Genomic DNA, 14401 nt, shown 5'->3' with positions numbered 1-14401 from the left:
CGGATGAAAACGGAACATTAGGATACTCCCCATTCCAACGCTATTCCATTACAATAGCTACCTTGATATGGGAAGTTGGATAGTCAGGCTCCCGGTACATCTGTCGGACAGAATTCTCGGTGTCTGAATAAACTTCATTGATACTTTTACCTTCATTGGTTTGAGATTCATCTACAACTTCTAGTGTTTGCTGGAGTAGGCCCTTAGGAGTAAAATCATAAGTCGATGTATTTGCCAATCTGCCATCCTTTAAGCTGTCCTGATCCCAGCAGCCTGTTGTAATTATGAGTAGAGCCAGCATTTTATGGGGCTCTGCTCTTTTTTTCATACTTTAGATTTCTCCTTATTGAGAATACGAGCCAAATTATTTGCTATGTAGCCAATGGGCTTTAAAATCTTCTCTTTGTTTAGGCAAGTAGGCAAGGCGAGATTATAAGGGGGCTTAGTCTTGAGTCAGATCAATTCCCAGATAGGATCCGAGTTTACGCCGAACTTCACTGCGGGCAAAGGAAGAAAGCATGAAAAATCGTCTTTGGTAACCTCGGCATACATACAAAACCTCTACGCCTTCATGATTTCGGATTTCGCTGTATATTTTCACTCCCTGTCTTTTCATTCGGTCTTTTGTTTCTGCTAATTGAACAGTTACGCGTTGTTGCACTCCAGTCAGGCTACGGATATACAAATCGGGCATTTTGAGAGGAGAGATATTCATAATACGAATGTCTCGTTCCAGCACATCCAGTACAAGTGTTAGAAGTACACACATTTTGATCAGTCCTGCGTCTTCTTCAGAAGGCAGAGGAGCTGTATGCTTGTTAGCAAGTACCTTTTTGTTTGTCATAAATATCTCCTTTACGCGGAGTGAAAGTACAATATATAATAAGTATATAGAACATATGTTCTTGATATACCTCATCATAGGGATTTTTCTGTTGCCAAAGCAATCATCAATTATTGGAAAAGTGGCAGGAAGTCTTAATTCCATGTGCCATTGTGGTAAAGATTCTTTCGTATATGACCGATGACAGTCAAACAAAATTTGTGTTAAGCTAATGGATAAAAAACTTACATAGAAGGGATAGCGTTCTGATAGCGGTCGTTTTCTACTTTTAACTTAAGAAAGTCGAGAAAGAAGGTTTACATATTGTCACGTTCGTTATATGCAGCTTTATTATTGTTGAGCCTTATTTGGGGCGGTTCCTTTATGTTTATTAAGGTATTATTGCTACATCAAGTAGGACCGTGGACTATTGTATTTCTGCGATCCAGCTTTGGTCTTATTTTTATCGTCTTATTAATGCTTCTTATGCGCAGGCCGTTTAAAATCAAAAGCATCCCGTGGAAATCGGTTATTCTGGTAGCATGTGTCAACATGGTTTTACCATGGACATTGATTGGTTTTAGTGAGACCAGAATAGCTAGCAGCATGGCTTCTGTATTGAATGCCACCACACCAATATGGACTATGTTAGTGGGGCTTGCCTTCTTCGGGGCTATATTTCATCGCCTGCAGTGGTTAGGAATGGGTCTAGCATTTATAGGAATTATTATTTTATTGGGTATTAATCCTGCCTCTATTATTTCTGTTGATCCTGTAGGTTTTGGATGTATGCTACTTGCGACTCTCTGCTACGGATTTGGAACACAGCTCTCCAAACGTTTTCTCTCCAATCTTTCCATGTATCAGGCTACCTTTGCGACACTGTTTGGTGCGGCAGCAGTGGGTGGTATTATGATGGCAATTGTAGAGAAACCAGACTTGTCGATCATTTCTGTTCCAGGAGTATTAGGTTCTCTAATAGGACTAGGAGTTTTGGGGTCAGGGGTAGCATATATCTTGTTCAACTATATGATTTTGCGAGGGAGTGCGGAATTCGCTTCTTCGGTAACGTATTTTGTACCAGTGAGTGCCATCGTATGGGGCTTTTTACTTCTGAATGAGCATATCGGCTGGAACGTGCTGACCGGACTGGTTCTTATACTCGGGGGTGTATTTATGGCCAATCAGCGCAGAACAGCTAAACTAAGGGTAATAGCTCCAAGTGAAAATAAAACACACTCAGGTCATTAAGTGTGTATTCGCCAAACCTTTGGTATAATGCGTCAACTCGCACATACAATAAAGCATGCTCACACATAAAATAAAATATGATGCAGCAAAAAAAGCAAGCTGTTTAGCAGGTGACAAGGTGTGGTATAATAAATTATAGAATTATATGCACCACAGAAATGTCGGAGTTTTTATTCCACAAAAGAAAGGATCAGGATACCATGTGTCCCCGAAGGATACTTCCCCAAAGGACGATTTGGAAACGATTTGATCTGTCTTATACTTAGCTTTTCCGCGGAGTAACGTCAAGTTGCGAAAGCCAACTCTGCGGAAGAGGGGATTGTACATGCGAAGGACCAAGTCCTCCAGGCACATCTTATCCGGTTGCTTCCGTAAGAGTGGGTTCATCCACATCAAACTTACGAGAAACCGAGGGAGCCTGTATGAGGAAAACTTACGAATCTATCGTGAACAATGGAGCACTGAGACAGATTGCTGTCATGTTGCTCGGAACATGCATTTTAGCTTTTACGTACTATCACATTAATGCCCAGAATCATTTGTCAGAGGGCGGATTTGCAGGGTTAGCTCTGCTGGGTCATTATGCGTTTGGCATATCTCCAGCATGGAGTATGCTGATGCTGGATGTTCCCGTCATATTGCTAGCATGGGTACTGAAAGGCAAAAGATTTATGGTGTTAGCATTAATCGGAGCCGTCGCCTTTTCACTGTTTTATGCAGGATTTGAGAAATACTCGACTTTGGTTATAGACCTGCATGGAAATCTGCTAATAGCAGCTCTACTTTGTGGGGTGCTCACAGGTTTAGGAGCCGGAATCGTACTGCGATTCGGTGGAGCAACCGGGGGCGATGATATTTTGTCTCTGCTGATCAGCGAGTGGCGCGGATGGAAAATCGGCAACGTGTTTATCGTCAGTGACATTATCGTACTGGGATTATCGCTGTTGTATCTGCCTGTGAAGGAAACAATGTTTACAATACTGGCTGTGTGGCTTGCCGGAAAAATAATTACATGGACGACCACGTTCCAATTGTACCGACCTGTGAAAAAGGTACTACCAGCGGCTATTCCCGCTAAAAAGGTAGTTGCCAAAACAGTGCCGGTCGTCCACAGCCTTCGTCAATAAGGAAAGGGTGTTACGTCAGGAGAGAAATCTTCTTACGTAACACCCTTTCGCTGTATTCAGCTTCATCTCCCTCTTCTTTGATCGCTCGGCAATTCACATTCAGCAACACATGAATGACTCTTTAGAATTAGAAAAAGCAAAATTCTGGTCATATCCATTGTAACTTGAATGCTGTTTTTTATATTTTTTCTACTTCTTATCTTGTTCGGCTGGATGATTATCGTTCCATTCCTCAGCTTGAGCGGTGGCAATCGCAATAGCACGCCCTTCTTCATAGCCTTCGCGGAGTAGAGCGTTAGCGATATCAACGGCTTTTTCTCGCACACGAGGTTCCAGATTTTTCATGGATGGCGGGTAATCATGTTTGTTCCAAGGCATCGTTGCACACTCCTTTTTAGCAGGTGATGTATTATGTATTAACCGTTGTTGGCTTAGACAAACAAAATTAAAGTAATGAAGATATTGTAAAATTTATCTTAAGAAAAAGCGTATAATGGTGTGCAGAATACCAGAAAAAGGAGTGAACCATTTGCTTGCCTGGGGTTTCGTTTTTTTACTAACCATCATCATTCATACGACCGATAGCTTGTCCTATGCTCTTCGGCTTGGTGGTTTGCGAGCACGTCGGATTGGATTGGCCCTAACTGTGGCTGGAATGCTGCTGTTGGTTTCACGCACCTCCAATATGGCACAGGGACCTTTACTGGGAGGGATGGTCGATCAGGCTAAAGAGGCAGCACAATTGGGCAGAACGGATATGAGACTGGAACTGTATATGCACGGGGTACTGCTGGCCGCCACCGTTGGAACTATGCTTGCTATATTACTGTATCCAACAGTGGTGCGCATGTCAGCCAGATGGATTGTGCATTTGGAGCATACTGGATCTATTCCGGCTTTAATACGCCATTTAATAAAGCGAAGTCGCTGGAAGCATGCAGGCTACTACATAAAGCGCCCTAGCTGGTCCATGCTTACCTCCCTGATCAGTGGAGTGATTCCCAAGCGTCTAATTATTTTAAATCTTGCCGTTACTGCAATTTATACAACCGGAGTGGTATCTGCCTTGTATGCGTCATTCCTATGGCCCGCTCAAGGTACGGCAATGTCAATGTCGTCAGGCTTAATCAATGGCGTCGCAACGGTATTGTTGACCTTGTTAATTGATCCAAGATTGGCGGTGTTGTCAGAAAAAACGCTACGAGGAGAGCTGCCCCTAATCCAGATGAACAGCGTGTACGGTTGGATGATCATCTCGCGTTTGGCAGGAACTTTATTAGCTCAGCTATTGCTGGTACCGCTAGCCATTTGGCTTGGGTGGGTGATGAGCTAGATCAGTAAAGATGTGCTGCCATATCAAAAAAAGCTGATCCGTGACCATCTAATAAAGATAGATTACGGGTCAGCCCCAATGATTTTACGGCTGCTTACTTTTTAAATAATGACTTATATGCTCCATATCCTTCACGCACCAAGTCTTCCTGAGGCACAAAACGAAGCGCGGCAGAATTGATGCAATAACGCAGACCGTCTGGACCTGGACCATCATCGAATACGTGCCCTAAATGGGAGTCTGCTTCGCGACTTCGCACCTCGGTACGGATCATGAAATGGCTGAGATCGGTCTTTTCTTTGACATTGTAACTGCGCAACGGACGGGTAAAGCTAGGCCAGCCACAACCCGCATCATATTTGTCCAGTGAACTAAACAAAGGCTCTCCTGATACGATATCCACGTAAATACCCTCAGCTTCATGATTCCAAAACTCATTTTGAAATGGACGCTCGGTCGCGTTATTTTGTGTTACTTCGTATTGAATAGGCGTCAGCCGATCTTTAAGATCAGATTTATCAATCTTGGCGGACCAATTTTGCTCAATAAAATCTTCACGTCCCGAGCCTTTGCGGTAGCGTTTGTAGTGAGCGGGGTTCTTCTTATGATAGTCCTGATGATATTCTTCTGCTTCATAAAAAGTTGCCGCAGGCAGAATAGATGTTGCAATGGGCTTGTCAAAGCGGCCACTTTGAGCCAGAGCTTCTTTGGAAGCCTCTGCCTTGATGCGTTGTTCATCATTATGATAGAAAATAGCCGTTTGGTAGGATGAACCTCTATCGTGGAACTGTCCACCTTCATCCGTTGGATCAATCTGTTGCCAAAATAGCTCCAACAGTTTTTCATACGGGAACACTTGGGGGTCAAATGTAATCTGTACGGCTTCCACATGTCCCGTTGTTTCAGAGCATACCTCTTCATAGGTAGGATTTTCGGTGTGTCCTCCTGTATATCCAGATCTAACCTTCAAAATACCGGGCATTTCCTCAAAAGGGGAGACCATGCACCAGAAGCAGCCACCCGCAAAAGTTGCCTTTTCTACCGTGTTTGGATTGTTGGTGCTCATATTTATCACTCCAATCTGAGAATGTTTAATTAGTTGTTATTTAAATAGCTTACAATTAAATTATATACATGATTTTTGCAAAATCCAACGAAACATTAGAAAGTACTCAGCTGCGTAGCTTAGTGTGTCCCAAAAACTGCATTGAGACATTCTACAGAACCGATACAAACTCACTGGTATTATGTTTTGTTGACGCGCCTAACTTTTTTTCGGTAAAAGATAAACCCGCCACCTACCATTGCAGTATATAGCAGTAAAATAAGCAAACCCGTGATTGGATGCTCTGCAAAGGTGCCACCAGCATAAGCATACACTGCAATTGCGGGAAGCTTGCCGATCGCTGTACCTAGCATAAAGCTCCAGAACGGAAACCCCGCTACTCCGGCATATACATTTACAGCTGCCTGAGGGATGACTGGAATCAGGCGAGCCAGTAGCACAGCAGTAAAAGGCTCTTTCTTCAGGACCTGATTGAAGCGCTCCAGTGCGGGAACACGCTCCAAATAAGCACGTCCTTTGTCAAGAAGCAGGGTACGTACGGCACTGTAAACGACCAACGCAGCCAAAGTAGTACCAAGCCAGCAAATCAGAGCACCTTGCCAGGCGCCTGCTGCATAAGCAATGGAAGCGATAATCAACTTGTAAGGGATAAACGGAATTAACGCGAATAAAAATGCGAGCAGCAGCAAAACCGGAAAGGAGGTTTGCTTGTCTGCCCATGCGAGCCAATCATATCTGTAGATAAACGCGATGCAGAGCAGCGAAACATAAGCCGCGGGGAGTAACCATTTTTTCATTTACATACCTCTTTCAATATCCCTGTTCGGCTTATTGCTTATACAGAAAAAAATAGGGTTCACATTCCCAAAAATGTATGCTATACTGCCACTAACAGAATAGTTCCCAAAGGGGAGTAGCTCAGCGAGTAAAGTCGTCATTACGGGATTCTTTAATCCCCGGCTTTATTGGCAACGTAATGTTGTAAGCGAGACCTTTGCCAGGATTCAAGGAATCCGGGTAAACGGTCTTTTTTTGATGCCAAAATTGGGTCAAGCGCCGTTTCCGGATTCCGCGAAATGGCGCTTTTTTAGTATAAAGCGCTGAACTATGTACAGTATAACAAATAAATAAAGAAGGTGGGAGAAACGTATGGATTTTTTGTCAATTGAGTTTTTAACCGCATTATTGTCCATCATTGTCATTGATCTGGTGTTAGCTGGTGACAATGCGATCGTAATCGGCTTGGCGGCGCGGAATGTTGATAAGGCCAATCAAAAGAAGGTCATTATCTGGGGGACGGTGGGAGCAGTCATCATTCGTGTGATTGCTACAGTGCTGGTCACATACTTACTGCAAATATATGGATTGCGTTTGGTTGGGGGTCTGGCCCTTATCTATATCGCCTATAAGTTGTTGGTCGAAGAGAAAAAACATGAAATTTCAGCTACAAATCAGATGTGGGCAGCGATTCGCACCATTATTATTGCGGATACAATGATGGGACTCGATAATGTGCTTGCTGTTGCGGGAGCCGCTCATGGGGATATGCTACTTGTTATTCTCGGTCTGGCAATCTCCGTTCCGATCATGGTATGGGGAAGCACGATTATTCTGAAACTGACAGAACGTTACCCGATAGTGATTACGATTGGAGCCGCAGTATTAGCGTATACCGCTGCTAAAATGGTGGTGGCTGAGCCATTAATTGCACACTGGTTCGCAAATGGAGTCGTTAAATACGGCTTTGAAGCCTTGGTTGTAGTTTTGGTTGTAGCCATTGGGATGCGTGTTAAAAAAATAAAAAGTGAGAAAACAAAAAAGGAAGCATTGCACGCATAAGCTAACTTGTATTGAAGTAATCTGGCTGAAGCTGGGTACTCAAGTTTTAGAGGCTGTTCCGTCAGGTCCACCTGGATCGGGGGTAGCCTCTTTTCTTTGCTTGTCAGCGGACTTCCATGTAAACTAGACAACAGATGAAATGAGTGATTAGAGGTGGAACGATATGGACAAGCAAATCAAGACAAGAGTAGCTATTGCAGGATTGGGTGGAATTGCTCGTAAAGTGTACCTGCCGTTACTGGCTGCACACCAAGGCGTAGACATCGTAGGTGTCATGAACCGTTCACAGGAGCCGGTTAGTTCTACTATGGAGCAGTATAGACTACCAAGAGGAACGACGGATGTGAAGGAAATGCTGGCATGGGAGCCGGAAGCTGTATTTATACATGCGGCCACCGAAGCTCATTTTGACCTAGTCATGGCGTGTATTGAAAAAGGGATAGCGGTGTACGTGGATAAACCATTGTCCTATGATGTTCGTCAGAATCTGGAAATGACTGCTTTCGCGGAGGCACAGGCTGTACTGCTGGCGGTAGGTTTTAATCGACGTTTTGCTCCGCACTATGTGGCTGCAAAAGCTTGGCTAGAGGAAGTGGGCGGTTTCAGTCAATGTGCGGCGATTAAACACCGAACTGGATATGATCGTAGACCGGCGGCACAGACGGTTTATGATGATTTAATTCATATGCTTGATTTGCTATTGTGGCTGGGTAGCGATGATTATGAGCTACTGCATAGTAGTCTGAATACAACGAGTGAAGGGTATATGGAAGCTGCGTTCGGGACTTTACGCTTGGGAAATGCCGCTGGTACATACAGTATGAGCAGACAGGCAGGGGCTGACATAGAGAAGCTGGAGCTTCACGGGGCAGGACGGTCTGTTGAAGTAACGAATATGGAACAGGCTGTTTTCATGCAAAAAAATCATTTATCAAGAACGCAAACTTTTGGAATCTGGGAGACAATATTGGAAAGACGGGGATTCACCGGGGTGGTGAATCATTTTCTGGAGCATATTCATCGTCCGGAGGAGTGTGCTATACAAGCTGGAAAAGTGTTGGAAAGCCATATGCTGGCGGAAGAACTGATTAATCGTTTGAGTGATTAATATCGAACTATGACGATCCAGACATCAAGAATTAGGTTGAAGGAGAAATGTATCAATGGAAGAAGACAACCGCGGTAAACAGCTAGAAGAAGCCATCATTGAAAATTATAAGCAAGAAGAAGATATGATGATCCTTGTGTTTGCTCAATGGTGCATCAATAACAGCTTGGAACCAGAGGAATTATATCGTGCAGCGTACCCGCAGCAGGACAGCAACGAGCGCCTGTTGCGAATACGCAAGCTGACTGTATCGCGCGAAGAAGCGGGTGATATTCCGCTGGATACGGTATTAGGTGTACTGTCCATGTTCGGAAATGAGGACTTGGCGATGGTCGTATCCGAGGCGGCTGCCCAGCTTCCGTCGGAACGGAAATAAGTCCAACTAAAATAAAGCATCTGGCAAAATCATTCATAGCATCGTAAAAATAAACTATTTACTGAGGATATTGTTGATCGGGAGGGTAAGCTGACGATGGAAGATATACCTGTGCCAAGTACTTGTAAAGGCTGTGAAAGAGATATCGCTTTATCGGAAGAGCAAATTTCCAGAATTCTAAACAATATGAGACCCAAAATGGAATGTGTAAACGATGAAGTGTACGAAGCCAGACTGTTGGCCTGTGCACAATGCGATGAGTTAATGTCCGGTCACACATGTGGCATTAGCGGAAGTATTGTTCGTATACGTGCTTTGGCAGCAACTCAAAATTGTCCCAGTTACCACGGTTCACGTTGGCAAGGATCAGCTTGAAAAAGTGTAAAGCCCAGATTCAGTTAAACCTGAAATTACGGGCTAAAGTAATCATACCTTGGTCTGCCTTAATGGCAGACCTTTTTGGTTTGCTTGGATTTTGTTGTTAGCAATTGACAAATTGTAGCCAATAAAATATATTAAACACGTAAAATGTTTTTGTTTAATTAATTATTAATATTTATATTAATAAGGAGATATAAGGTGCAAGTGTGACAATGTGTAACATTAGAGTCAGAAAAAAGATAACGGAAGTGAGAGTGCAGTTTATACCGTTATGAAAGCGCGATCATTTTTGTGATGCTCCAACAATCTTAATGTTTTGGGAGGGTTTGTTGTGAAGGGTTCTGTTATTGTAAATACCGATTGGGAACAGGGCGTTATTAATAAAAATATTTATGGACAATTTGCCGAGCATCTTGGGCGATGCATTTATGAAGGCTTATGGGTGGGACAGGACTCTCCAATCCCTAACACTGACGGAATTCGAAATGATGTGGTGGAAGCGCTCAAGAAGCTCAACATTCCTGTGCTGCGCTGGCCTGGGGGCTGTTTTGCGGATGAATATCATTGGAAAGATGGGATCGGGCCGAAAGAAAACCGCAAAAGAATGGTAAATACGCACTGGGGCGGTGTGGTTGAAAATAACCATTTTGGTACACATGAGTTTTTCCAACTGTGTGAGCTATTGAATGCAGAGCCGTATATTTGTGGGAATGTAGGCAGTGGTACAGTGCAGGAAATGTCGGAGTGGGTAGAGTACATGACCTTTGACGGGGAGTCCCCTATGGCTGCATGGCGTCAGGAAAACGGTCGTGAGAAACCATGGAAGCTCAAATATTTTGGAGTCGGTAACGAAAACTGGGGTTGTGGCGGTAACATGCGCCCGGAATATTATGCCGACCTATATCGCCGCTATCAGACATATGTCCGTAACTATGGGAAGAATCGCATTTATCGAATAGCTGGTGGGGCGAATGTAGATGATTATCGTTGGACCGAAGTGCTGATGCGAGAAGCTGGGCACCTTATGGACGGTTTGAGTCTGCACAACTACACAATTCCGGGGAGTTGGGAAGGGAAACGACACGCAGTTGGTTTTGATGAAGCAGAATGGTTTGAGACGATGAAAAAATCATTGCACATGGATGAATTGATTACTCGCCACTCTGCCATTATGGACCAATATGATCCTGACAAACGGGTAGGGCTGATCGTCGATGAATGGGGAACTTGGTTCCTGACCGAGCCGGGTACCAATCCTGGCTTCCTGTATCAGCAAAATACAATGCGGGATGCGTTGGTAGCCGGACTACACTTGCACATATTCCATAATCATCATGATCGAGTGCAAATGACAAATATTGCTCAAATGGTCAACGTTTTGCAAGCAATGGTTCTGACTGAAGGCCCTGCTATGCTGTTGACCCCGACATACCATGTATTTGAAATGTTCAAAGTGCATCAGGATGCACAAGCATTGGCTATTCATGCGAAGGTAGGCAATTATGAGTATGATGGAGATTCCATTCCACAAGTAAGTGTGTCTGCCTCTAAGGCGCAAGATGGCTTTATTCATATAAGCTTATGCAACGTCCATCCGGGCGAATCGGCAAATTTGAGCCTTGAGCTAAGAGGGCTCGAAGAGGTTAAGGAGATCAATGGTGTTGTCTTAGCCAGTGACGATATGCAGGCACATAATACATTTGATCAGCCAGAGCGTGTGAAAAAAGAAGCTTTTACATCTTATCAGCTGCAAGGTCAGCATCTGGATGTTACACTGCCACCGATGTCGGTTGTGATGCTGACGATTGCTCCGTAAAAACAGATGGTGGTATGTAAGTAGTATCCATGTAGTATTGTTATAAAAAAGAGAGCGTTCAGGGGAACGCTCTCTTTTTCCTACAATTGCTCGCGGTGAATCAATCTGAATTCTTTGGGCGACATGCCAAAGCGGGAACGAAATACACGGTGAAAGTATGTGTAGTTCGCAAATCCTGATGATTCGGCGGCTTGTTCCAGTGACATGGGACTGAAAATGATACGCTCCCTTGCCATGTTAAGCCTGATATCCAGTGTGTATTGCATAATGCTCGTATCGAACGTTTCCTTAAACAGGTGTACCGCTCGGGATACACTGATCCCGACGTGTGAAGATACATCATCCAGCTTAAAATTAGATGATGCATTTTCTTCAATATAATTTTTAATTTGATAAGCAAGATAGTTATGATGAGTAGCAATGGGTTGCTCGGATAGTATACGGTCAAACTCCAAACATAAAATGCGTATGTAATAGCTTGATATTTCCGGGTAAGGATTAGAAATACGTCGCTGCTCCAACACGAGCTGACGAAATAGACCAAGCAGGGCTTCTGTGAGCTGAACCTTAATTCGGTTGGGACGTTTGTGATGATTCCACCACTCATCTACCCAGGGGCCACCGAAAAAAATGTGATAATCCCCACTCTCTACAACCTGCTCTCCCATGGGGTTTAACTCACTGTGAATATCCAGTTCATAAGGCTCGGTCGGATTGAACAGCAGCAGGTCACCTGCCTCAATCCGTGTCATTTTCCCGTCAATGCGTGCTTGACAGCGTCCATCTGTTTGCAGACGGAATAAATAATTTTTGATTCCATCAGGCTGGTTCGAGTAAAAGGGCTTACGGTGGAAGGAATAGCCTGCGGTAAGAACCTGGCAAGGTTCAATGATAGACATGATGATGACTCCTTTGGGCACATGGTTGTTTCAAATATTGACCAGATTGTTCATGTTTTAATCATATTATTCATTTTAAACGAAAGCAAAATAGAATACCATGTGAACTGTAAAGCTTACATGTTAGATGAGAAAGTACATGTTAGAGGCCAAGGAGTGTGAAGACATAGAACGAATCAAGGCCGGGATTATCGGCTGTGGTAACATTAGCTCGGTATATCTTTAAATTCTCCAAACCAACCCGCACTTTGAAGTAGTGGCCTTCAATGATCTACTGGATAAGAGGGTCAAGGAGAGGGACGATAAATTGAGTATTGAAAACGTATACAAAATGGGTGAATTGCTGCATCAACCTGAGATGGAGCTTGCATTTTATCTGTTAGTGCCTGGCAGCCATGCACTGGCAGATGTGCACTATCAGAGGCAGGCGAGCATGTGTAATGAAACAGCTATAACGGAAGTTCATCCTAACGAAGAGGTGAAGGAGAATGACTAAAGTAGGATTGCAATTATACACAGTTAGGGAAGAGCTTGAACAGGATTTTGAAGGTACATTGCGCAAGGTAGCTGAGCTGGGCTATAAAGGTGTTGAGTTTCATAGCTTTTTCGGACGTAATGCCAAGGATGTCAGGGCGCTTTTGGATGAGCTGAATCTGGAAGTTGTCGGAACCCATATACAATACAGCCGCTTGCTGCATCATTTGGATGAGGAAATCGCATATCACAAAGAATTGGGCAATAAGTATCTCATTGTTCCTTATTTAACCGAAGAAGAACGGGAGTGGGAAGACCTTTTTGTTAATCTGAATCGTATTGGTAAAAAAGCAAAGGAGCATGGATTGATACTGGCTTATCATAATCATGATTTTGAACTAACAGAGAAAATCAATGATCGCCCGGTATTCGATGCTCTATATGATGCGGTTTCCGATGATTTGTTACAGGTCGAAATGGATACTTGTTGGGTATACTATGGAGGCTATGATCCAGTGGAATACATCGGACGATATCGTGGACGCCTGCCTATCATTCACTTAAAGGATATGGCACGTGACGAGCAGCAAAAGGCAGTTACTGTAGAGTTAGGCAAAGGAGAAGTGCAGCTTCAGGCCATTACAGACGCTGCTATTGAAGCAGGCGTGGATTGGGTTGTTGTGGAACAGGATTTCAGCTCAAACCCTCCAATCGAAAGCATTGAAACTAGTATGAAGTGGCTCCAACAATACGTAGCTCAAGGAGGAAATATTCATGTCTAAAACACTCAAGATCGGGATTATCGGTTGTGGGGGCATTGCCAACGGCAAACACTTGCCGAGTCTTGCCAAGCAGAAGAGAGCAGAAATTATTGCTTTCTGTGACATTATACCAGAACGTGCTGAAGAGGCTGCTGAAAAGTATGGTGCTGAAGGATCGCAAGTTTATAGCGATTACCGTCAGTTGCTTGAAAATAAAGACATTGAAGTTGTACATGTATGTACCCCTAACGACTCGCACTCGGAAATTACGGTAGCGGCGCTTGAGGCAGGTAAGCATGTACTATGTGAAAAGCCGATGGCTAAAACTGCTGAGCAGGCACGGGAAATGCTTGATGCGGCCAACCGTACAGGCAAAAAGCTGTCCATTGCTTATCAAAATCGTTATCGTGATGACAGTCTGTATCTGAAGCAATTGGTCGAGCAAGGAGAGCTTGGTGAGATTTATCTCGGTAAAGCCATTGCTTTACGCCGCCGTGCGGTTCCAACCTGGGGAGTGTTCTTGGATGAAGAGAAACAGGGCGGTGGCCCGCTTATTGATATCGGCACACACGCACTCGATCTGACACTCTGGCTGATAGATAATTACAAGCCTAAAAGCGTACTAGGTTCAACCTTCCATAAGTTGGGGGACCGAAAAAATGCAGCAAATGCTTTTGGACCATGGAATCCTGATGAATTTAAAGTAGAGGACTCAGCTTTTGGGTTCATCACCATGCAAAATGGAGCTACCATTGTATTGGAATCCAGCTGGGCATTAAATGTTGTAGAGTTTGGTGAAGCTAAGACGTTGTTATGCGGTACCGAAGGCGGAGCAGATATGCAGGATGGATTGCGTATTAACGGAGAAAAGAACAGCCGTTTGTTTGATACGAAAATAGATCTGAATGCAGGAGGAGTGGCCTTTTACTCCGGTGAAACGGAAAATGAAGCAGACCGTGAAGCTCGTCTGTGGATCGAATCTATTCTGGACGACAAAGAACTCCTTGTGAAGCCGGAGCAGGCATTGGTTGTTACTGAAATTTTGGAAGCCATCTATGAATCGGCCCGCACGGGAAAAGCAGTCTATTTTGACTGAGCCTGTAATTATCCCGAATAGACAATCACTATAATGAAAGCAGCTTTTTTC

17 protein-coding genes are annotated in these 14401 nt (G+C 43.9%); 11 read left to right on the top strand and 6 right to left on the bottom strand.

All coding sequences use genetic code 11. The features are described from left to right. Positions 1 to 40: 40 nt before the first annotated feature. Positions 41 to 328 carry a hypothetical protein gene (locus ACN6NF_RS15035; RefSeq protein ID WP_474318388.1) on the bottom strand — a complete coding sequence of 96 codons (288 nt, stop codon included), beginning with the start codon at positions 326 to 328 and terminating at the stop codon, positions 41 to 43. 114 nt (positions 329 to 442) lie between these two features. Continuing rightward, positions 443 to 844, bottom strand: a complete 402-nt coding sequence (locus tag ACN6NF_RS15030; RefSeq protein WP_474318386.1) for a YhjD family protein — start codon at positions 842 to 844, stop codon at positions 443 to 445. Positions 845 to 1147: 303 nt separating this feature from the next. Between ACN6NF_RS15030 and ACN6NF_RS15025 the strand changes: the two genes are divergently transcribed. Both ACN6NF_RS15025 and ACN6NF_RS15020 read left to right on the top strand, forming a co-directional pair. Beyond that, on the top strand, positions 1148 to 2074 hold the full coding sequence (locus ACN6NF_RS15025; protein ID WP_474318384.1) for a DMT family transporter: 927 nt from the start codon (positions 1148 to 1150) through the stop codon (positions 2072 to 2074). A gap of 422 nt (positions 2075 to 2496) precedes the next feature. Next, entirely contained in the window at positions 2497 to 3201 is a 705-nt protein-coding gene (locus tag ACN6NF_RS15020; protein WP_474318382.1) for a YitT family protein, read from the top strand. 189 nt (positions 3202 to 3390) lie between these two features. Here ACN6NF_RS15020 and ACN6NF_RS15015 read toward each other — a convergent pair whose 3' ends face one another. Then, complete coding sequence (locus ACN6NF_RS15015; RefSeq protein WP_404301997.1) at positions 3391 to 3579, bottom strand: DUF2188 domain-containing protein; 189 nt, start codon at positions 3577 to 3579, stop codon at positions 3391 to 3393. Between the two features lie 151 nt (positions 3580 to 3730). Here ACN6NF_RS15015 and ACN6NF_RS15010 point away from each other — a divergent pair, with 151 nt between their 5' ends. Then, positions 3731 to 4534, top strand: coding sequence for a lipid II flippase Amj family protein (locus ACN6NF_RS15010; RefSeq protein ID WP_474318380.1), 804 nt, complete (start codon positions 3731 to 3733; stop codon positions 4532 to 4534). A gap of 94 nt (positions 4535 to 4628) precedes the next feature. Here ACN6NF_RS15010 and msrA read toward each other — a convergent pair whose 3' ends face one another. Together msrA and ACN6NF_RS15000 are read right to left on the bottom strand one after the other, a co-directional pair. Further along, entirely contained in the window at positions 4629 to 5600 is a 972-nt protein-coding gene (gene msrA, locus ACN6NF_RS15005) for a peptide-methionine (S)-S-oxide reductase MsrA (protein ID WP_474318378.1), read from the bottom strand. Between the two features lie 179 nt (positions 5601 to 5779). After that, complete coding sequence (locus ACN6NF_RS15000) at positions 5780 to 6397, bottom strand: TVP38/TMEM64 family protein (RefSeq protein WP_474318376.1); 618 nt, start codon at positions 6395 to 6397, stop codon at positions 5780 to 5782. 352 nt (positions 6398 to 6749) lie between these two features. On the opposite strand from ACN6NF_RS15000, the gene ACN6NF_RS14995 reads away from it, so the two are divergent. The 5 genes from ACN6NF_RS14995 (at position 6750) to ACN6NF_RS14975 (ending at position 11120) form a co-directional block, all read left to right on the top strand. Beyond that, a complete protein-coding gene (locus ACN6NF_RS14995; protein ID WP_090890093.1) occupies positions 6750 to 7439 on the top strand; it encodes a TerC family protein in 690 nt (229 codons plus the stop codon). 163 nt (positions 7440 to 7602) lie between these two features. Further along, positions 7603 to 8547, top strand: coding sequence for a Gfo/Idh/MocA family protein (locus tag ACN6NF_RS14990; RefSeq protein ID WP_474318374.1), 945 nt, complete (start codon positions 7603 to 7605; stop codon positions 8545 to 8547). 55 nt (positions 8548 to 8602) lie between these two features. Next, a complete protein-coding gene (locus ACN6NF_RS14985; protein ID WP_474318372.1) occupies positions 8603 to 8923 on the top strand; it encodes a hypothetical protein in 321 nt (106 codons plus the stop codon). A gap of 96 nt (positions 8924 to 9019) precedes the next feature. Beyond that, positions 9020 to 9298 (top strand): DUF6171 family protein, encoded by a 279-nt coding sequence (locus tag ACN6NF_RS14980; protein ID WP_474318370.1) that lies wholly within the window; start codon positions 9020 to 9022, stop codon positions 9296 to 9298. Positions 9299 to 9635: 337 nt separating this feature from the next. Next, the gene (locus tag ACN6NF_RS14975; protein ID WP_474318368.1) at positions 9636 to 11120 is read left to right on the top strand and encodes an alpha-N-arabinofuranosidase; all 1485 of its coding nucleotides are present in this window, start codon (positions 9636 to 9638) and stop codon (positions 11118 to 11120) included. An 80-nt stretch (positions 11121 to 11200) separates the two neighbouring features. Here ACN6NF_RS14975 and ACN6NF_RS14970 read toward each other — a convergent pair whose 3' ends face one another. After that, positions 11201 to 12019, bottom strand: coding sequence for an AraC family transcriptional regulator (locus ACN6NF_RS14970; protein ID WP_013371816.1), 819 nt, complete (start codon positions 12017 to 12019; stop codon positions 11201 to 11203). Positions 12020 to 12326: 307 nt separating this feature from the next. Between ACN6NF_RS14970 and ACN6NF_RS14965 the strand changes: the two genes are divergently transcribed. The 3 genes from ACN6NF_RS14965 to ACN6NF_RS14955 are packed head-to-tail and all read left to right on the top strand — an operon-like array spanning position 12327 to position 14350. Continuing rightward, positions 12327 to 12515 carry a hypothetical protein gene (locus ACN6NF_RS14965; RefSeq protein ID WP_474318366.1) on the top strand — a complete coding sequence of 63 codons (189 nt, stop codon included), beginning with the start codon at positions 12327 to 12329 and terminating at the stop codon, positions 12513 to 12515. Beyond that, positions 12508 to 13275 carry a sugar phosphate isomerase/epimerase family protein gene (locus ACN6NF_RS14960; protein WP_474318364.1) on the top strand — a complete coding sequence of 256 codons (768 nt, stop codon included), beginning with the start codon at positions 12508 to 12510 and terminating at the stop codon, positions 13273 to 13275. The genes ACN6NF_RS14965 and ACN6NF_RS14960 overlap by 8 nt, the downstream gene beginning before the upstream one ends. Then, on the top strand, positions 13268 to 14350 hold the full coding sequence (locus tag ACN6NF_RS14955; protein WP_474318362.1) for a Gfo/Idh/MocA family protein: 1083 nt from the start codon (positions 13268 to 13270) through the stop codon (positions 14348 to 14350). Before ACN6NF_RS14960 ends, ACN6NF_RS14955 begins: the two co-directional genes overlap by 8 nt. Positions 14351 to 14401 lie beyond the last annotated feature (51 nt).

The organism is Paenibacillus sp. TSM33 (assembly GCF_056099025.1).
The sequence above is the reverse complement of the archived record's forward strand: the minus strand, read 5'-3'. Positions and strand labels throughout refer to the sequence as shown.